This window comes from Enterobacter cloacae complex sp. I3, from assembly GCF_014896175.1.
GTDB classification, from domain to species: domain Bacteria; phylum Pseudomonadota; class Gammaproteobacteria; order Enterobacterales; family Enterobacteriaceae; genus Enterobacter; species Enterobacter bugandensis.
Map to the genome: position 1 here is coordinate 196,142 of NZ_JADBQZ010000006.1, position 19,950 is coordinate 216,091.

The window sequence follows — 19,950 nt, forward strand, 5'->3', positions numbered from 1 at the left end:
TGATTTATGTTTCTTAGCGTCATTACTGTCGCTTTTCGTAATTACGAAGGGGTGGTAAAAACCTGGCGCTCGCTGCGCAACCTGGCGCGCGATCCAAGCCTCACCTTTGAGTGGATTGTGGTCGACGGCGGCTCGAACGATGGCACGGCGGAGTTTCTGGAAAAACTCAACGGTGAGTTCAACTTACGCTACATCAGCGAGAAAGATAAAGGCATCTACGATGCGATGAACAAGGGCATTACTATGGCCCAGGGCCGTTATGCCATCTTCCTCAACTCCGGCGATATTTTCCACGATGACGTGGCGCTGTTTGCCCGTCAGCTGGCGCGCCAGAAAGAGGATGCCATGTATATTGGCGATGCGCTGCTCGATTTTGGCGACGGGCATAAAGTCTGCCGCAGCGCCAAGCCAGGCTGGTATATCTACCATAGCCTGCCGGCCAGCCATCAGGCCATTTTCTTCCCTGTAAACGGTCTGAAAAAACAGCCTTACGATTTGCAGTACAAGGTGTCATCCGATTATGCGCTGGCCGCCAGCCTGTATAAATCAGGTTACCCTTTCCGTCGAATTAAAGGGCTGGTATCTGAATTTTCGATGGGCGGCGTGTCAACGTCTAATAATCTGGAATTATGCCAGGATGCAAAAAAGGTGCAGCGTCAAATATTACGCGTGCCGGGATTCTGGGCGGAATTGTCTTATTTATTACGCCTGCGTACGACAGGTAAAACAAAAACCTTATATAACAAAGCCTGAATATAAGGAAACGCAATGCAGGATTTAAAAGGTTTCTCCGTACCGAAAGGTTTTCGGGGCGGGAACGGTATTAAGGTACAGCTATGGTGGGCGGTTCAGGCAACCTTATTTGCCTGGTCGCCGCAAATACTGTACCGCTGGCGAGCCTTTTTATTGCGCCTGTTTGGCGCAAAAATCGGAAAAAACGTAGTTATTCGACCTTCGGTAAAGATTACCTACCCCTGGAAATTAACCCTCGGGGATTACGCCTGGGTAGGGGATGACGCGGTGTTATATACCCTGGGCGAGATTACGATTGGCGCAAATTCGGTGGTTTCACAGAAGTGTTATTTGTGCACCGGCAGCCACGACTTTATGAGCCCGCATTTTGATATTACCGCTTCGCCTATTGTGATCGGTGAGAAGTGCTGGCTGGCCACGGATGTTTTTGTTGCACCAGGTATTTCTGTTGGCGATGGCACGGTAGTCGGTGCCCGCAGCAGCGTTTTTAAATCGCTACCGGCAAATAAAGTTTGCCGTGGCAACCCCGCAGTGGTGATACGCGAACGCGTTGAAACTGATTAAATTCATAAGTAGAGGAATATAAACATGTCTAAAGTCGCTCTCATCACCGGCGTTACCGGGCAGGATGGTTCTTACCTGGCAGAGTTACTGCTGGAAAAGGGTTACGAAGTACACGGTATTAAGCGTCGTGCGTCTTCTTTCAACACCGAACGTGTGGATCATATCTATCAGGATCCTCACGCGGCGAACCCGAAATTCCACCTGCACTACGGCGACCTGACCGATACCTCCAACCTGACCCGTATCCTGCAGGAAGTGCAGCCGGATGAAGTCTACAACCTGGGGGCGATGAGCCACGTTGCGGTCTCCTTCGAATCCCCGGAATACACCGCTGACGTTGATGCCATGGGTACGCTGCGTCTGCTGGAGGCGATCCGCTTCCTCGGCCTTGAGAAGAAAACCCGTTTCTACCAGGCATCCACCTCCGAGCTGTACGGTCTGGTGCAGGAAATTCCACAGAAAGAGACCACGCCTTTCTACCCGCGCTCTCCGTATGCGGTAGCAAAACTGTACGCCTACTGGATCACCGTGAACTACCGTGAATCCTACGGTATGTACGCCTGTAACGGCATTCTGTTCAACCACGAATCTCCACGTCGCGGCGAAACCTTCGTGACCCGCAAAATCACCCGCGCTATCGCCAACATCGCGCAGGGTCTGGAATCGTGCCTGCACCTCGGCAACATGGACTCCCTGCGTGACTGGGGCCATGCCAAAGACTACGTGAAAATGCAGTGGATGATGCTGCAGCAGGAACAGCCAGAAGACTTCGTGATCGCCACCGGCGTGCAGTACTCCGTACGTCAGTTCGTCGAAATGGCTGCCGCGCAGCTGGGCATCAAGCTGCGCTTCGAAGGCACCGGCGTGGAAGAGAAGGGCATCGTGGTTTCCGTGACCGGCCATGACGCACCGGGCGTGAAGCCAGGCGACGTAATTGTGCAGGTTGACCCGCGCTACTTCCGTCCTGCTGAAGTGGAAACCCTGCTGGGCGACCCAACCAAAGCGCACGAGAAGCTGGGCTGGAAACCGGAAACCACTCTGCAGGAGATGGTTTCCGAGATGGTGGCCAAAGATCTTGAAGCAGCGAAAAAACACTCCCTGCTCAAGTCTCATGGCTACGAGGTTGCCATCGCGCTGGAGTCCTGAGAATGACAAAACAACGTATTTTTGTCGCCGGTCATCGCGGAATGGTGGGTTCCGCGATTGTCCGCCAGCTGGAACAGCGCGGTGACGTAGAAGTGATTGTCCGCACCCGTGACGAGCTGAACCTGCTCGACAGCCGTGCGGTACAGGACTTCTTTGCGAACGAACGCATTGACCAGGTGTATCTGGCGGCGGCGAAGGTGGGCGGTATTGTCGCTAACAACACCTATCCGGCGGATTTCATCTACGAGAACATGATGATTGAGAGCAACATCATTCACGCGGCGCATCTGCACAACGTGAACAAGCTGCTGTTCCTCGGTTCATCCTGTATCTACCCGAAGATGGCGAAGCAGCCGATTGCCGAGAGCGAACTGTTGCAGGGCACGCTGGAAGCCACTAACGAGCCGTATGCGATTGCAAAAATTGCCGGGATCAAGCTGTGCGAGTCCTACAACCGTCAGTACAACCGCGACTATCGCTCGGTGATGCCGACTAACCTGTACGGACCGCACGACAACTTCCACCCGAGCAACTCGCACGTGATCCCGGCGCTGCTGCGTCGCTTCCACGAGGCGACTGCCGAAAACGCCCCGGACGTGGTGGTGTGGGGCAGCGGAACACCAATGCGCGAGTTCCTGCACGTGGACGACATGGCGGCTGCCAGCATTCACGTGATGGAGCTGGATCGCGAGGTGTGGCAGGAAAACACCGAGCCGATGCTGTCGCACATTAACGTGGGTACCGGCGTGGACTGCACCATTCGCGAGCTGGCGCAGACCATCGCGCAGGTGGTGGGCTACAAGGGCCGCGTGGTGTTTGACGCGACCAAACCGGACGGCACGCCGCGCAAGCTGCTGGACGTGACCCGTCTGCATCAGCTGGGCTGGTATCACGAGGTCTCACTGGAGCAGGGGCTGGCCAGCACCTACCAGTGGTTCCTGGAAAACCAGCACCGCTTCCGGGGGTAATGATGTTTTTAAGTCAGGAAGATTTTGCCACGGTAGTGCGTTCCACTCCGCTCATCTCGATTGATTTGATCGTGGAGAACGAACGCGGCGAGTTCTTGCTGGGGAAACGAACCAATCGTCCTGCACAGGGCTTCTGGTTCGTGCCCGGCGGGCGCGTGCAGAAGGATGAGACGCTGGTTGATGCGTTTGAGCGTCTCACTCTGGCGGAGCTGGGCCTGCAGCTGCCGATGGCAGCGGGCCAGTTTTACGGGGTCTGGCAGCACTTCTATGACGATAACTTTTCGGGTACCGGGTTCTCCACGCACTACATCGTGCTGGGGTTCCGCCTGAAGGTGAGTGAGGCAGACCTGCGTCTGCCTGATTCTCAGCATGACGATTACCGCTGGCTAACGCCAGAGGCGCTGCTGGCAAGCGACAACGTCCATGACAACAGTCGGGCGTACTTCCTCGCGGAACGTCAGGCCGAGGTGCCAGGACTATGAAAATCCTCGTCTACGGAATTAACTACTCGCCGGAATTAACCGGTATCGGGAAATACACCGGCGAGATGGTGGAGTGGATGGCGAGCCAGGGACATGACGTGCGGGTGATTACTGCCCCGCCGTACTACCCGGAGTGGAAGGTAGGCGAACGCTATTCCAGCTGGCGCTATCGCCGCGAAGAGGGGGCCGCGACCGTCTGGCGCTGCCCGCTCTACGTGCCGAAACAGCCCTCGACGCTGAAACGTTTAATTCATCTGGGCAGCTTTGCCCTCAGCAGTTTCTTCCCGCTGATGGCGCAGCGTCGCTGGAAGCCGGATCGCATTATCGGCGTGGTGCCGACGCTGTTCTGCACGCCGGGCATGCGCCTGCTGGGAAAACTCTCCGGCGCGCGCACCCTGCTGCACATTCAGGATTATGAAGTGGACGCCATGCTCGGTCTGGGTATGGCCGGGAAAGGCAAGAGCGGCAAGGTGGCGAAGCTCGCCAGCGCCTTTGAGCGCAGCGGCCTGCATAACGTGGATTACGTCTCAACGATCTCGCGCTCGATGATGAACAAAGCGCAAGAGAAGGGCGTCCCGGCGGAGAAGGTGATCTTCTTCCCGAACTGGTCCGAAGTGGCGCGTTTTCGCAACGTGACGGAGCAAGAGGCTCAGGCGCTGCGCGCCCGGCTCGGTTTGCCTGAAGACCAAAAAATCATTCTTTACTCAGGCAACATCGGCGAAAAGCAGGGGCTGGAGAGCGTTATTGAAGCGGCCCAGCTGCTGATCGAACAGCCGTGGACGTTTGTGATTGTCGGACAGGGCGGGGGAAAAGCGCGGCTGGAAAAGATGGCCAGTGAACGCGGCCTGACCAACGTGAAGTTTTTCCCGCTGCAATCGTACGATGCGCTGCCCGCGCTGCTGAAAATGGCGGATTGCCATCTGGTCGTGCAAAAACGCGGCGCGGCGGATGCGGTGCTGCCGTCCAAGCTGACCAACATTCTGGCAGTGGGCGGTAACGCGGTGATTACGGCCGAAGCCGAAACTGAATTAGGCCAGCTGTGTGACAGCTATCCGGGGATTGCCGTGTGCGTGGAGCCGGAATCGGTCCCGGCGCTGGTCACCGGCATTGAACAGGCACTCGCCATGCCAAAAGTGAACACGGTGGCACGTGAATATGCCGAACGCACGCTCGAGAAAGAGAACGTGCTGAGCCAATTTATTGCAGATATACGGGGATAAATCATGAGTCAAACCACTTTGTATCCGGTTGTGATGGCTGGTGGCTCTGGTAGCCGGTTGTGGCCGCTGTCCCGCGTGCTCTATCCAAAACAGTTCCTCTGCCTGAAAGGGGATCTCACCATGCTGCAGACGACGGTAAACCGTCTGCACGGCGTGGAGTGTGAAAGCCCGGTGGTGATTTGTAACGAACAGCACCGCTTTATCGTTGCCGAGCAGCTGCGTCAGCTGAACAAGCTCACGGAAAACATCATCCTGGAGCCTGCCGGACGTAATACCGCGCCCGCGATCGCCCTGGCGGCGCTGGCGGCAAAACGCAGCAGCCCTGACTGTGACCCGCTGATGCTGGTCCTGGCGGCAGATCACGTTATCCAGCAGGAAGACGCATTCCGCGACGCGGTGCGTGCCGCGATCCCTTACGCCGAGAGCGGCAAGCTGGTGACCTTCGGCATCGTGCCGGATCTGCCGGAAACCGGCTACGGTTACATCCGTCGCGGCAGCGTAACGCCGGGTGAGGGCGACAGCGTGGCGTTTGACGTGGCGCAGTTTGTCGAAAAACCGAATCTCGAAACCGCGCAGGCCTATGTCGCCAGCGGTGAATATTACTGGAACAGCGGGATGTTCCTGTTCCGCGCCGGACGCTATCTCGAAGAGCTGCGCAAATACCGCCCGGATATTCTGAACGCCTGCGAAAAAGCGATGGCGGTGGTGGACCCGGATCTCGACTTTATCCGCGTGGATGAAGAGGCGTTCCTCGCCTGCCCGGAAGAGTCTATCGACTACGCCGTGATGGAACGCACGGCTGACGCGGTGGTGGTACCGATGGATGCAGGCTGGAGCGATGTGGGCTCCTGGTCCTCCCTGTGGGAGATCAGCGCCCATACCCCGGAGGGTAACGTCCATCACGGCGATGTGATTAGCCACAAAACCGAAAACAGCTACGTTTACGCCGAGTCTGGCCTCGTCACCACCGTCGGGGTGAAGGATCTGGTGGTTGTCCAGACCAAAGACGCGGTGCTGATTGCCGACCGTAACGCCGTGCAGGACGTTAAAAAAGTGGTTGAGAAGATCAAGGCCGATGGCCGTCACGAACACCACATTCACCGTGAAGTGTACCGTCCGTGGGGCAAATATGACTCCATCGACGCGGGCGACCGCTATCAGGTGAAGCGCATCACCGTGAAGCCGGGCGAGGGGCTGTCGGTGCAGATGCACCATCACCGCGCTGAACACTGGGTGGTGGTGGCGGGTACGGCCAAAGTGACCATCGACGGCGAAGTGAAGCTGCTGGGTGAAAACGAGTCCATTTATATTCCGCTGGGCGCCACGCACTGTCTGGAAAACCCGGGGAAAATTCCTCTCGACTTAATTGAGGTGCGCTCCGGCTCGTATCTGGAAGAGGACGATATTGTGCGCTTCCAGGATCGCTACGGGCGCGTGTAGCACGCCGCATCATGCCCGGCGGCGCTGCGCCTGCCGGGCCTACGAATGACAAAAATAAATTTGGCCATTAAGTGGTCAGGGCCAACTGTTGCCTGAAAAAGGGGTCATCATGGAAAAATTAACCTGTTTTAAAGCCTACGATATTCGCGGCAAGCTGGGCGAAGAGCTGAATGAAGACATCGCGTGGCGCATCGGTCGCGCGTACGGCGAATATTTAAAACCTAAGACCATCGTGCTGGGCGGCGATGTGCGTCTGACCAGCGAATCCCTGAAGCTGGCGCTGGCAAAAGGGCTGCAGGACGCGGGCGTGGACGTGCTGGACATCGGCCTGTCCGGTACCGAAGAGATCTATTTTGCCACCTTCCACCTCGGCGTGGACGGCGGTATCGAAGTGACGGCCAGCCACAACCCCATGGACTACAACGGCATGAAGCTGGTGCGCAAGGGCGCCCGCCCGATTAGCGGCGACACCGGCCTGCGCGACGTGCAGCGCCTTGCGGAAGCCAACGACTTCCCGCCGGTGAACGACGCGAAGCGCGGCAGCTACAAGCAGATTAACCTGCAGAAAGAGTACATCGACCACCTGCTGGGCTACATCAACGTGGCGAACCTCAAGCCGCTGAAGCTGGTCATCAACTCCGGTAACGGCGCGGCAGGCCCGGTTGTCGATGCGCTGGAAGCCCGCTTTAAGGCGCTGAACGTGCCGGTGACCTTCGTCAAGGTACACAACACGCCGGACGGTAACTTCCCGAGCGGTATTCCTAACCCGCTGCTGCCGGAGTGCCGCGACGACACCCGTAACGCGGTGATTGAGCACGGTGCCGATATGGGCATCGCCTTCGACGGCGACTTCGACCGCTGCTTCCTGTTCGACGAGAAAGGGCAGTTTATCGAAGGCTACTACATCGTTGGCCTGCTGGCGGAAGCGTTCCTGGAGAAAAACCCGGGCGCGAAGATCATTCACGATCCGCGTCTTTCCTGGAACACCGTCGACGTGGTGAAGGCCGCGGGCGGCGAGCCGGTGATGTCTAAAACCGGCCATGCCTTCATCAAAGAGCGCATGCGCGAAGAAGACGCCATCTACGGCGGCGAGATGAGCGCCCACCACTATTTCCGTGATTTTGCCTACTGCGACAGCGGGATGATCCCGTGGCTGCTGGTGACCGAGCTGCTGTGCCTGAAGGGGCAGAGCCTGGGCGAGCTGGTGCGCGACCGCATGGCGGCCTTCCCGGCGAGCGGGGAGATCAACAGCAAGCTGGCGCAGCCGGCCGAGGCGATTGCCCGCGTAGAACAGCACTTTGCCATTCACGCGCTGGAGATTGACCGTACGGACGGCATCAGCATGGCGTTCCCGCAGTGGCGCTTTAACCTGCGTTCGTCCAACACCGAGCCGGTGGTGCGCCTGAACGTGGAATCCCGCGCTGATACGGCGCTGATGGAAGCCCGAACGAAGGACATTCTGGCGCTGTTGAATCAGTAACAATTGCCCCTCCCGGCGGGAGGGGGAACCGAATACAGGAACAACGATGACGAATCTAAAAAAACGCGAACGAGCGAGAACGAATGCATCGTTAATCTCTATGGTGCAGCGTTTTTCTGATATCACCATCATGGTCGGTGGATTGTGGGCGGTGTGTCGGATCAGCGGGCTGCCGTTCTTATATATGCATCTTCTGATGGCCCTGATTGCGCTGGTTGTGTTTCAGATGATCGGCGGGATGACCGATTTCTACCGCTCGTGGCGCGGCGTGAAAATGACCACCGAACTGATGCTGCTGCTGCAGAACTGGACCCTGAGCCTGATCTTCAGCGCCGGTCTGGTGGCGTTCAGCCATGATTTTGACAACCGCTTCGTGACCTATCTCTGCTGGTACCTGTTAACCAGCGTCGGCATGGTCGTGTGCCGTTCCCTGATCCGCTTTGGCGCGGGCTGGCTGCGTAACCGCGGCTATAACCGTCGTTTCGTCGCCGTGGCGGGTGATTTACCGGTCGGGAGAGTGCTGCTCGACAGCTTCCGCAAAGAGCCGTGGTTAGGGTTTGAAGTGGTGGGGATTTACCACGACGCGAAGCCGGGCGGCGTGCCTGCGGACTGGGCGGGCAATTACGCGCAGCTGATTGAAGACGCGAAGGCCGGAAAAATTCATAACGTCTATATCGCCATGCAGATGAAAGACGAAACCCGCATCAAGCAGCTGATGCGCGAGCTGGCGGACACCACCTGTTCGGTGATCCTGATCCCGGACGTGTTTACCTTCAACATTCTGCATTCCCGCATTGAAGAGGTGAACGGCGTACCGGTGGTACCGCTGTACGACACGCCGCTGTCGGGTATTAACCGCGTGCTCAAGCGCGTGGAAGATATCGTACTCTCTTCCCTGATCTTACTGCTTATTTCCCCGGTGCTGTGCTGCATCGCCCTGGCGGTGAAGCTGAGCTCTCCCGGCCCGGTTATCTTCCGTCAGACCCGCTACGGCATGGACGGTAAACCAATCATGGTGTGGAAATTCCGCTCCATGAAGGTGATGGAGAACGACAAGGTGGTGACCCAGGCGACGCAGAACGATCCGCGCGTCACCCGCGTGGGGAACTTCCTGCGCCGCACTTCGCTTGACGAGCTGCCGCAGTTCATCAACGTCTTTACCGGCGGCATGTCGATTGTTGGCCCGCGTCCGCACGCGGTGGCGCATAACGAGCAGTACCGTTCGCTGATTGAAGGCTACATGCTGCGCCATAAGGTGAAACCGGGAATTACCGGCTGGGCGCAGATCAACGGCTGGCGCGGCGAGACCGACACGCTGGAAAAAATGGAAAAACGCATCGAGTTCGATCTGGAGTACATCCGCGAGTGGAGCCTCTGGTTCGATATCAAGATTGTTTTTCTGACCATCTTCAAAGGCTTCGTGAACAAAGCGGCGTACTAAGATGAGCTTACGTGAAAAAACCATCAGCGGCGCCAAGTGGTCAGCGATGGCGACCATCGTCATCATTGGCCTCGGCCTGGTGCAGATGACGGTGCTGGCGCGCATTATCGATAACCACCAGTTCGGCCTGCTGACCGTCTCGCTGGTGATTATCGCGCTGGCCGACACGCTGTCTGACTTTGGTATCGCCAACTCGATTATCCAGCGCAAAGAGATCAGCCATCTCGAGCTGACCACGCTCTACTGGCTGAACGTCGGGCTGGGCATTTTCGTGTTTGTGCTGGTGTTCCTGCTGAGCGACGTGATTGCCAGCGTGCTGCACAACCCGGATCTCGCCCCGCTGATGCGCACGCTGTCGTTTGCCTTTGTGGTGATCCCGCACGGGCAGCAGTTCCGCGCGCTGATGCAGAAAGAGCTGGAGTTCAACAAGATCGGCATGATCGAGACCAGCGCGGTGCTGGCGGGCTTTACCTTTACCGTGGTGAGCGCCCATTTCTGGCCGCTGGCGATGACCGCCATCCTCGGTTACCTGGTTAACTCTGCCGTGCGTACGCTGCTGTTCGGCTACTTTGGCCGCAAGATTTATCGTCCGGGGCTGCACTTCTCTCTCGCGTCCGTCTCGTCCAACCTGCGCTTTGGCGCGTGGCTGACGGCGGACAGCATTATTAACTATGTGAATACCAACCTCTCGACGCTGGTGCTGGCGCGCATCCTGGGCGCGAGCGTGGCGGGGGGCTACAACCTGGCCTATAACGTTGCGGTTGTTCCTCCTATGAAGCTGAACCCCATTATCACCCGCGTGCTGTTCCCGGCGTTCGCCAAGATTCAGGACGACACCGAGAAGCTGCGCGTCAACTTCTACAAGCTGCTTTCCGTGGTGGGGATTATCAACTTCCCGGTGCTGCTGGGGCTGATGGTGGTTTCCAGCAACTTCGTGCCGCTGGTGTTTGGCGAGAAGTGGAACGGCATTATCCCGATCCTGCAGCTGCTGTGCGTGGTGGGGCTGCTGCGCTCCGTGGGCAATCCGATTGGTTCTCTGCTGATGGCGAAGGCGCGCGTGGATATCAGCTTTAAGTTCAACGTGTTCAAAACTTTCCTGTTTATTCCGGCGATTATCGTCGGCGGGCATATGGCGGGCGCCATCGGCGTCACGCTGGGCTTCCTGCTGGTGCAGATCGTCAATACCGTTCTGAGCTACTTCATCATGATCAAACCGGTGCTGGGCTCCAGCTACCGTCAGTACATCCTGAGCCTGTGGCTGCCGTTCTATCTCTCATTGCCGACCCTGGCGGTGAGCTACGGTCTGGGCATTATCCTCAGCGGGCATCTGCCGCTCGCCGCGCTGCTGGCGGTGCAGGTTGCCGCGGGCGCGCTGGCCTTTGGCGTGATGATTGTGCTGTCGCGCAACGCGCTGGTGGTAGAGATGAAGCGCCAGTTTTGCCGTAACGAAAAAATGAAAACGCTGCTTCGCGCAGGCTAGTTCTTTAAGAGGCCATTATGAAATTATTAATTCTTGGCAACCATACCTGCGGCAACCGTGGCGACAGCGCCATCCTGCGCGGTTTACTGGATGCAATTAACACCCTTAAGCCTGAGACTGAAGTGGACGTGATGAGCCGTTATCCGGTCAGCTCATCCTGGTTACTGAACCGCCCGGTGATGGGCGACCCGCTTTACAGCCAGATGAAACAGCACAACAACGCCGCGGGCGTGATGGGGCGCGTGAAGAAAGTGCTGCGCCGTCGCTACCAGCATCAGGTGCTGCTTTCCCGCGTCACCGACACCGGCAGGCTGCGCAACATCGCGATCGCGCAGGGCTTTACGGACTTCGTGCGTCTGCTTTCCGGCTATGACGCCATTATTCAGGTCGGCGGCTCGTTCTTCGTCGATCTCTACGGCGTGCCGCAGTTTGAGCATGCGCTGTGCACCTTCATGGCGAAAAAGCCGCTGTTTATGATCGGCCACAGCGTCGGGCCGTTCCAGGATCCGCAGTTTAACCAGCTCGCAAATTATGTGTTTGGCCACTGCGACGCGCTGATCCTGCGCGAATCGGTCAGCCTCGACATGATGAAGCGTAGCGAAATTGACACCTCTAAAGTAGAACACGGCGTGGATACCGCCTGGCTGGTGGATCACCAGGACGATAACTTCCAGCCGAGCTACGCGGTGCAGCACTGGCTCGACGTGACGGCGAAACAGAAAACCGTTGCGATTACCCTGCGTGAACTCGCCCCGTTCGATAAGCGTCTTGGCACCACCCAGGCAGCCTATGAGAAAGCGTTCGCCGACGTGGTGAATCGCGTGCTGGACAGCGGTTATCAGGTGCTGGCGCTCTCAACCTGTACCGGCATCGACAGCTACAACAAAGATGACCGCATGGTGGCGCTGAACCTGCGCAACCTGGTGAACGACCCGTCCCGCTACCACGTGGTGATGGACGAGCTGAACGACCTGGAGATGGGCAAACTGCTTGCAGCCTGCGACCTGACCGTGGGTACCCGTCTGCACTCGGCAATTATCTCCATGAACTTTGGCACGCCGGCCATCGCCATTAACTATGAGCACAAGTCCGCCGGGATTATGCAGCAGCTTGGCATGCCGGAAATGGCCGTGGATATTCGTCATCTGCTGGACGGATCGCTCGGTGCAATGGTGGGGGACACCCTGGGTCAACTGCCCGCGATCAATGAACGCCTGGCGGTGGCGGTGAAAGCCGAGCGCGAGAAGGGCATTGGAATGGTGAAATCGGTGCTTGAACGCGTGCGGGAGGGGAAATGAAGGTTGGTTTCTTCTTACTGAAATTTCCGCTGTCGTCTGAGACCTTTGTACTGAACCAAATTACCGCGTTTATCGATATGGGATATGACGTGGAGATCGTCGCCCTGCAAAAGGGCGACACCAAAAATACCCATGCGGCGTATGCCCAGTATGGGCTGGAGGCGAAGACCCGCTGGCTGCAGGACGAACCGGCCGGGAAGCTGAGCAAGCTGCGCTACCGGGCCAGCCAGACGTTACGCGGGATCCACCGCGCGTCGACGTGGCGCGCGCTGAACGTTTCCCGCTATGGATCGGAATCTCGCAATTTAATTCTGTCGGCCATCTGCGGGCAAACGGCGCAGCCGTATCGTGCCGACGTGTTTATCGCCCACTTTGGCCCGGCGGGGGTCACCGCCGCGAAACTGCGTGAGCTTGGCGTAATTGACGGCAAAATTGCGACCATCTTCCACGGTATCGACATTTCCAGCCGCGAGGTGCTGAACCACTACACGCCGGAGTATCAGGATCTTTTCCGCCGCGGCGACATGATGCTGCCCATCAGCGACCTGTGGGCCGGACGACTGAAAAGCATGGGCTGTCCGGGGGAGAAAATTGCCGTGTCGCGTATGGGCGTTGATTTAACGCGCTTCACTCGCCGCCCGGTTAAGGTGCCGGGAAAACCGCTGCAGATCATCTCCGTAGCCCGTCTGACCGAGAAGAAAGGTCTGCACGTGGCCATCGAAGCCTGCCGACAGCTGAAAGCGCGGGGGGTGGCGTTCCACTATCGCATTCTCGGCATTGGCCCGTGGGAACGTCGTCTGCGCACGCTTATCGAACAGTATCAGCTGGACGATGTCGTGGAGATGCCGGGCTTCAAGCCGAGCCATGAGGTTAAAGCCATGCTCGATGAGGCGGACGTGTTCCTGCTGCCTTCTGTAACGGGCGCCGATGGCGATATGGAAGGCATTCCGGTGGCGCTGATGGAGGCGATGGCCGTTGGGATCCCGGTGGTATCGACGCTGCACAGCGGGATCCCGGAGCTGATCAAATCTGATCATTCCGGCTGGCTGGTGCCGGAGAATAACGCGATGGCTCTTGCGGATCGATTGGCTGCCTTCAGCGACATCGACCAGCAGGCGCTGGAGCCTGTGCTCCAGAATGCCCGACAAAAAGTTGAAACCGATTTTAACCAGCAGGTAATCAATCGCCAGTTAGCGAGCCTGCTGCAAACGCTGTAACGCCGAGGTTGTATGCTGAAAAAGATTACCCGACGCACCTTTGTCTCTTCTCTGTCTGTCCTGGCGGCCTCGCCGCTGCTGTCGTCCCGCATGGCGCGGGCGGCAAGCGGAAAGACGGTCTCCATTAATCAGTACAATAACAACGACTGGATCGCCGCTTTTAAGCAGGCGTTTAAGGACGGTGACACCGTCGTTGTCCCGGCCGGACTTACCTGCGAAAACATCAATACGGGCATTTTCATTCCCGACGGTAAAACGCTGCTGATCCGCGGAGCGTTGACCGGCAACGGACGTGGGCGTTTTGTGCTGCAGGAAGGCTGCAAAGTGATCGGTGAAGGCAGCGGGCGCACGGAGAACATCACGCTCGACATTCGCGGCTCGGACTGCGCGATCAAAGGGCTGGCAATGAGCGGATTTGGGCCGGTGACGCAGATTTACATTGGCGGCAAGAAACCTCGCGTGATGCGCAATCTGGTGATTGATAACATCAGCGTGAGCCAGGCTAACTACGCCATCCTGCGCCAGGGCTTTCACAATCAGGTTGATGGCGCCCGGATCACCAACAGCAAATTCAGTCATCTGCAGGGCGATGCGATCGAGTGGAACGTTGCCATCAATGACCGCAATATCCTCATCTCCGATCATGTGATCGATAACATCAACTGCACTAACGGCAAGATCAACTGGGGCATCGGCATCGGCCTCGCCGGCAGCACCTACGATAACGACTACCCGGAAAAGCAAACCGTGAAGAACTTCGTGGTGGCAAATATCACCGGCAGCAACTGTCGCCAGCTGGTGCACGTTGAGAACGGGAAACACTTTGTTATCCGCAATATAAAGGCCAAAAATATTACCCCCGATTTCAGTAAAAAGGCGGGTATAGACAACGCAACGGTCGCCATTTATGGCTGTGATAATTTCATTATTGATAATGTCGACATGGTCAATAGTGCCGGAATGTTAATCGGCTATGGGGTAATTAAAGGTGATTATTTGTCCATACCCCAGAACTTCAAGCTCAACAATATTCACCTCGATAATCGCCAGCTAGCGTATAAGCTGCGCGGAATTCAAATTTCATCCGGTAATGCGACCTCCTTTGTAGCGATCACCAACGTGGAGATGAAGCGGGCGACGCTTGAGCTGCACAATAAGCCGCAGCATCTTTTCTTACGTAATATCAACGTGATGCAGGAGGCAGCTATTGGCCCCGCGCTGAAGATCAACTTCGACCTGCGTAAAGATGTGCGGGGTAAATTTATGGCTAAAGACGAAACCTTGCTGTCGCTGGCGAACATTAAAGCGGTGAATGAGAAGGGGCAGAGTTCGGTGGATATTGACCGGGTGGATCAGCAGGTAGTGAATGTGGAAAGGCTGAATTTTGCGCTTCCGCACAGATAATCGACAACTTTCTTTTTTGAGACTATTCCTGGCACAGAAGTGTGATCTATTCAGATTACAACTACAGAAATTTGTGGGGCTAAGGCGTAACATTGTCAGAGGATTACGGCAAATCATGCTGGCGAAAACATGTTTAAGAGCTATAATTCGTCAACCATTTTAAGGTGGAAGAAATAATGATTAATTTGAAAGCAGTCATTCCGGTAGCAGGCCTGGGCATGCATATGCTGCCAGCCACTAAAGCCATCCCTAAAGAGATGCTGCCGATTGTCGACAAACCGATGATTCAATATATCGTCGACGAGATTGTTGCTGCAGGGATCAAAGAAATCGTCCTGGTTACCCATTCGTCCAAGAATGCGGTTGAGAACCACTTCGACACCTCTTACGAACTCGAAGCGCTGCTTGAGCAGCGCGTCAAACGCCAGCTGCTGGCAGAAGTGCAGTCTATCTGTCCGCCAGGCGTAACCATTATGAACGTGCGTCAGGCACAGCCGCTGGGTCTGGGTCACTCGATTTTGTGTGCCCGTCCGGTAGTGGGTGATAACCCATTCATCGTTGTTCTTCCGGACATCATCATCGATACCGCTTCAGCCGATCCGCTGCGTTACAACCTGGCGGCAATGGTGGCGCGTTTCAATGAAACGGGCCGTAGTCAGGTGCTGGCGAAACGCATGAAGGGCGATCTTTCCGAGTACTCCGTTATCCAGACAAAAGAAGCGCTGGAGACGGAAGGGCAGGTGAGCCGCATCGTTGAGTTCATCGAAAAACCCGATCAGCCGCAGACGCTGGATTCGGATCTGATGGCGGTTGGCCGTTATGTTCTGAATGCCGATATCTGGGCGGAGCTGGAAAAAACTGAGCCAGGCGCCTGGGATCGTATCCAGTTGACCGATGCAATTGCAGCACTGGCGAAAAAACAGTCCGTTGACGCGATGCTGATGACAGGTGACAGCTACGACTGCGGTAAGAAGCTGGGATACATGCAGGCGTTTGTGAACTATGGGCTGCGCAACCTGAAGGAAGGGGCGAAGTTCAGAAGCCGGATTGAGAAGCTGTTGGCTAACGACTGATATTCCTTCCGCGTCCAGAACAAACGGCAGTTATCATTTTTGGTGTTTAGACATAACCAAAATGATAACTGCCGTTTTTTGTTATTAATTTTAATGATTACATAGGGTTATCTGATTCAAATCTCAGCAGCTTTGTAGCGATTTGTGCTTGTTTCTCTGGTCGTTTAGGACGACAATTAACGCCTGTTTTTGTCTGTAACCAGACAAGCAAAATCATTAATCAAACATCGCTCAGTGCACTGGTAGCTGTTAAGCCAGGGGCGGTAGCGTGCTCAATTTCTGAAACCGTTATTAAACACTCAGGTTTCAGAACCCCAGTATCCAGACATATACACTAGACGGAACAGATAACGTGAAAATTCTTGTGACGGGCGGGGCTGGTTTTATCGGCTCAGCGGTTGTGCGACATATTATTAAAAATACACAGGACGATGTCGTCAATGTAGATAAGCTCACCTATGCCGGAAATCTGGAGTCGCTAACAGAAGTTAGTGATAGCAACCGATATGCCTTTGAGCATGCCGATATTTGCGACAAAGACGCCATGGATCGGATCTTTGCAAATCATAAGCCTGATGCGGTAATGCATCTGGCTGCTGAAAGCCACGTTGACCGTTCTATTACGGGCCCGGCAGCGTTTATCGAAACCAATATCGTCGGCACTTATGTGCTTCTGGAAGCCGCCCGTGCGTACTGGTCCACGCTTGATGAGCAGGCGAAGAAAGCGTTTCGTTTCCATCACATCTCTACCGACGAAGTGTATGGAGATTTGCCGCATCCTGATGAGCATCCTGCATCAACTGAGCTGCCACTCTTTACTGAAACTACCGCGTATGCGCCCAGCAGTCCGTATTCAGCGTCAAAAGCCTCCAGCGATCATCTCGTTCGTGCCTGGATGCGTACCTACGGTTTCCCGACCATCGTCACCAACTGTTCAAATAACTATGGCCCTTACCATTTCCCGGAAAAACTGATTCCGCTGGTTATCCTGAATGCATTGGACGGCAAAGCGCTGCCTATTTACGGCAAGGGCGATCAAATCCGCGACTGGCTCTATGTTGAAGACCATGCGCGTGCACTCTATACCGTGGTCACCCAAGGGAAACCGGGGGAGACATACAACATTGGTGGACATAACGAAAAGCAAAACCTGGATGTGGTGCATACGATTTGCGATCTGCTGGACGAGATTGTGCCTAAAGAGGGGGCGTATCGCGATCAGATTACCTATGTTGCTGACCGTCCGGGCCATGACCGCCGCTATGCCATTGATGCACATAAAATTGCTACTGAGTTAGGGTGGAAGCCTCAGGAGACCTTTGAAAGTGGCATTCGTAAGACAGTTGAGTGGTACTTAAGCAATCAAGATTGGGTTAACAACGTGAAAAGCGGTGCTTATAAAAGTTGGATCGAACAGAACTACGGAGAACGTTAATAATGAATATTCTTCTGTTCGGTAAAACAGGGCAGGTGGGGTGGGAACTCCAGCGTGCGCTTGCTCCACTAGGTAACTTGATAGCGGTCGATGTGCATTCTAAAGAATATTGCGGAGACTTTAGCAATCCTGAAGGAATCGCGGAAACTGTTCGTACAATTAAACCTGACGTTGTGGTTAATGCTGCAGCGCATACGGCCGTTGATAAGGCTGAGTCCGAACCGGATTTTGCCAGACTCCTCAACGCAACTAGCGTTGAAGCGATAGCTAAAGAAGCCGCTAAAATAGACGCATGGGTTGTTCACTACTCTACCGATTATGTATTCCCCGGTGACGGTGAAAAGCCATGGCATGAAACAGATTTGACTGCTCCGCTGAATGTGTACGGTGAGACAAAGCTCGAAGGTGAAAGGGCATTGCAGGCGCACTGCCCTAAACATCTTATTTTCCGTACCAGTTGGGTATATGCGGGGAAGGGCAACAATTTCGCTAAAACGATGCTGCGGCTCGCAAAAGAGCGTCAGGAACTCTCCGTAATCAACGATCAAGTTGGTGCCCCGACGGGCGCTGAGTTGTTAGCAGACTGCACAGCGCATGCTATTCGCGTCGCAATAATAAAGCCTGAAGTTGCTGGTCTCTACCATCTGGTCGCGTCGAATACGACAACCTGGTATGACTATGCGGCACTGGTGTTTGAAGAGGCCAGAAAAGCAGGTGTCGAGTTGGCCATTGAAAAACTTAATGCTGTTCCAACATCGGCTTACCCAACTCCTGCACGTCGACCACAGAATTCACGCTTGAACACAGAGAAGTTTCAGTCGAATTTTGGTCTTGTACTCCCTTCCTGGGATATTGGCGTAAAACGGATGCTCGCTGAGCTTTTTACGACTCAATCAATTTAAGAAGATAAATGCCTTTATATGGGCATTTGGTATTTATAGAGAAAAAATGATGGCTACGCGTAAAGGTATTATTCTTGCCGGTGGATCTGGCACTCGTTTGTACCCGGTGACCATGGCGGTGAGTAAACAGCTACTGCCAATTTATGACAAACCAATGATTTACTACCCGCTGTCAACACTTATGCTGGCAGGGATAAAAGATATTCTTATTATCAGCACTCCACAAGACACGCCACGTTTTGAACAATTGCTGGGTGATGGCAGCCAGTGGGGACTGAATCTGCAATATAAAGTACAGCCAAGCCCAGATGGCCTTGCGCAGGCATTTATCATCGGTGAAGAGTTTATCGGCGATGACAGCTGCGCTCTGGTGTTGGGTGACAATATTTTCTACGGACATGACCTGCCGAAGCAACTTGAAGCCGCAGTAAATAAAGATGATGGTGCTACAGTATTTGCCTATCATGTTAATGATCCTGAGCGCTATGGTGTGGTGGAGTTTGATAAGAACGGCACCGCAATCAGTCTGGAAGAAAAACCGTTAGAACCGAAGAGTAATTACGCCGTTACAGGTCTGTATTTCTATGATAATGGCGTGGTTGAAATGGCAAAAAATCTGAAGCCGTCTGCGCGTGGTGAGTTAGAAATTACAGATATTAACCGTATTTATCTTGAGCAGGGGCGTCTGTCTGTTGCGATGATGGGGCGTGGGTACGCGTGGCTGGATACGGGGACTCATCAGAGTCTGATAGAAGCAAGTAATTTTATTGCGACAATTGAAGAGCGCCAGGGTTTAAAAGTTTCCTGCCCGGAAGAAATAGCATTTAGAAAGGGATTTATCAACGCAGAACAAGTTAAAAAGCTAGCGATCCCATTATCAAAAAATGCGTACGGACAGTATTTAATTAAAATGATTAAAGGTTACTGACAATGAATGTAATCAAGACAGATATACCAGATGTATTAATTTTTGAACCGACAGTTTTCGGTGATGAACGTGGTTTTTTCATGGAAAGCTTTAATCAGCAGATGTTTGATAAGGCAGTAGGACGTAAGGTTGAATTTGTTCAAGATAATCACTCAAAGTCAAGTAAAGGTGTGCTACGTGGGCTGCATTATCAATTACCTCCTTTTGCTCAGGCAAAGTTAGTTCGTTGTGTTGTTGGCGAGGTATATGATGTTGCAGTTGATATTCGCAAAGATTCTGAGACCTTTGGAAAATGGGTTGGTGTAAACCTTTCGGCCGAAAATAAACGGCAGTTATGGATTCCTGAAGGATTTGCTCATGGGTTTATGGTGCTTAGTGATGAGGCTGAATTCTTATATAAGACAACGAATTACTACGCTCCAAATAGTGACCGTGGATTGGCCTGGAATGATCCAGATATAGGAATTAATTGGCCACTATCGGGTAAACCCATTTTATCAGATAAAGATTCTAAGCAACCACTTTTGCTTAGATGAGTAAAGCTGTTTAAGGGGTTTTTGGTTGATAAATAAAGAACATAAAAATGTAATTTATAATGCAGGCTATCTACTCTGTACTCAAGGTGTTGCATATATAGCGCCAATTATTGTATTGGGGCATCTTATAACAACTCTTGGTATTAGTGGTTTTGGTAAATATGCTTTTGCGTTGGTGCTGAT

18 protein-coding genes are annotated in these 19,950 nt (G+C 54.5%); all 18 read left to right on the top strand.

Annotated elements, in window-relative coordinates; translation table 11 throughout:
- Positions 1–6 precede the first annotated feature (6 nt).
- Complete coding sequence (gene wcaE, locus IM271_RS06515) at positions 7–753, top strand: colanic acid biosynthesis glycosyltransferase WcaE (RefSeq protein WP_028013796.1); 747 nt, start codon at positions 7–9, stop codon at positions 751–753.
- A 15-nt stretch (positions 754–768) separates the two neighbouring features.
- Positions 769–1,317, top strand: coding sequence for a colanic acid biosynthesis acetyltransferase WcaF (gene wcaF, locus IM271_RS06520; RefSeq protein WP_045260414.1), 549 nt, complete (start codon positions 769–771; stop codon positions 1,315–1,317).
- A 24-nt stretch (positions 1,318–1,341) separates the two neighbouring features.
- Entirely contained in the window at positions 1,342–2,463 is a 1,122-nt protein-coding gene (gmd, locus tag IM271_RS06525) for a GDP-mannose 4,6-dehydratase (protein ID WP_003863514.1), read from the top strand.
- Positions 2,464–2,465: 2 nt separating this feature from the next.
- Entirely contained in the window at positions 2,466–3,431 is a 966-nt protein-coding gene (locus tag IM271_RS06530) for a GDP-L-fucose synthase (RefSeq protein WP_024908102.1), read from the top strand.
- Between the two features lie 2 nt (positions 3,432–3,433).
- On the top strand, positions 3,434–3,913 hold the full coding sequence (locus IM271_RS06535; RefSeq protein WP_074135958.1) for a GDP-mannose mannosyl hydrolase: 480 nt from the start codon (positions 3,434–3,436) through the stop codon (positions 3,911–3,913).
- Complete coding sequence (wcaI, locus tag IM271_RS06540) at positions 3,910–5,133, top strand: colanic acid biosynthesis fucosyltransferase WcaI (protein ID WP_193052350.1); 1,224 nt, start codon at positions 3,910–3,912, stop codon at positions 5,131–5,133. The genes IM271_RS06535 and wcaI overlap by 4 nt, the downstream gene beginning before the upstream one ends.
- Positions 5,134–5,136: 3 nt before the next feature.
- The gene (cpsB, locus tag IM271_RS06545; protein WP_028013792.1) at positions 5,137–6,573 is read left to right on the top strand and encodes a mannose-1-phosphate guanyltransferase; all 1,437 of its coding nucleotides are present in this window, start codon (positions 5,137–5,139) and stop codon (positions 6,571–6,573) included.
- Between the two features lie 109 nt (positions 6,574–6,682).
- Entirely contained in the window at positions 6,683–8,053 is a 1,371-nt protein-coding gene (cpsG, locus tag IM271_RS06550; RefSeq protein WP_193052351.1) for a colanic acid biosynthesis phosphomannomutase CpsG, read from the top strand.
- Between the two features lie 46 nt (positions 8,054–8,099).
- Positions 8,100–9,494, top strand: a complete 1,395-nt coding sequence (gene wcaJ, locus IM271_RS06555) for an undecaprenyl-phosphate glucose phosphotransferase (RefSeq protein WP_041909129.1) — start codon at positions 8,100–8,102, stop codon at positions 9,492–9,494.
- A gap of 1 nt (position 9,495) precedes the next feature.
- The gene (wzxC, locus tag IM271_RS06560) at positions 9,496–10,974 is read left to right on the top strand and encodes a colanic acid undecaprenyl disphosphate flippase WzxC (RefSeq protein WP_193030512.1); all 1,479 of its coding nucleotides are present in this window, start codon (positions 9,496–9,498) and stop codon (positions 10,972–10,974) included.
- 17 nt (positions 10,975–10,991) lie between these two features.
- Entirely contained in the window at positions 10,992–12,272 is a 1,281-nt protein-coding gene (wcaK, locus tag IM271_RS06565; RefSeq protein ID WP_047363165.1) for a colanic acid biosynthesis pyruvyl transferase WcaK, read from the top strand.
- On the top strand, positions 12,269–13,489 hold the full coding sequence (wcaL, locus tag IM271_RS06570) for a colanic acid biosynthesis glycosyltransferase WcaL (RefSeq protein WP_193052352.1): 1,221 nt from the start codon (positions 12,269–12,271) through the stop codon (positions 13,487–13,489). Before wcaK ends, wcaL begins: the two co-directional genes overlap by 4 nt.
- A gap of 12 nt (positions 13,490–13,501) precedes the next feature.
- Positions 13,502–14,893 carry a colanic acid biosynthesis protein WcaM gene (gene wcaM, locus IM271_RS06575; RefSeq protein WP_049137378.1) on the top strand — a complete coding sequence of 464 codons (1,392 nt, stop codon included), beginning with the start codon at positions 13,502–13,504 and terminating at the stop codon, positions 14,891–14,893.
- Positions 14,894–15,069: 176 nt separating this feature from the next.
- On the top strand, positions 15,070–15,966 hold the full coding sequence (gene galF / locus IM271_RS06580) for a GalU regulator GalF (RefSeq protein ID WP_041909139.1): 897 nt from the start codon (positions 15,070–15,072) through the stop codon (positions 15,964–15,966).
- A 352-nt stretch (positions 15,967–16,318) separates the two neighbouring features.
- Complete coding sequence (gene rfbB / locus IM271_RS06585) at positions 16,319–17,401, top strand: dTDP-glucose 4,6-dehydratase (protein WP_193052353.1); 1,083 nt, start codon at positions 16,319–16,321, stop codon at positions 17,399–17,401.
- A 2-nt stretch (positions 17,402–17,403) separates the two neighbouring features.
- Positions 17,404–18,303 carry a dTDP-4-dehydrorhamnose reductase gene (gene rfbD, locus IM271_RS06590; RefSeq protein ID WP_193052354.1) on the top strand — a complete coding sequence of 300 codons (900 nt, stop codon included), beginning with the start codon at positions 17,404–17,406 and terminating at the stop codon, positions 18,301–18,303.
- A gap of 49 nt (positions 18,304–18,352) precedes the next feature.
- Positions 18,353–19,231: a glucose-1-phosphate thymidylyltransferase RfbA gene (gene rfbA, locus IM271_RS06595; RefSeq protein ID WP_193052359.1), complete on the top strand. Its 879-nt coding sequence runs from the start codon at positions 18,353–18,355 to the stop codon at positions 19,229–19,231.
- Between the two features lie 2 nt (positions 19,232–19,233).
- Positions 19,234–19,767, top strand: coding sequence for a dTDP-4-dehydrorhamnose 3,5-epimerase (gene rfbC / locus IM271_RS06600; RefSeq protein ID WP_193052355.1), 534 nt, complete (start codon positions 19,234–19,236; stop codon positions 19,765–19,767).
- Positions 19,768–19,950 lie beyond the last annotated feature (183 nt).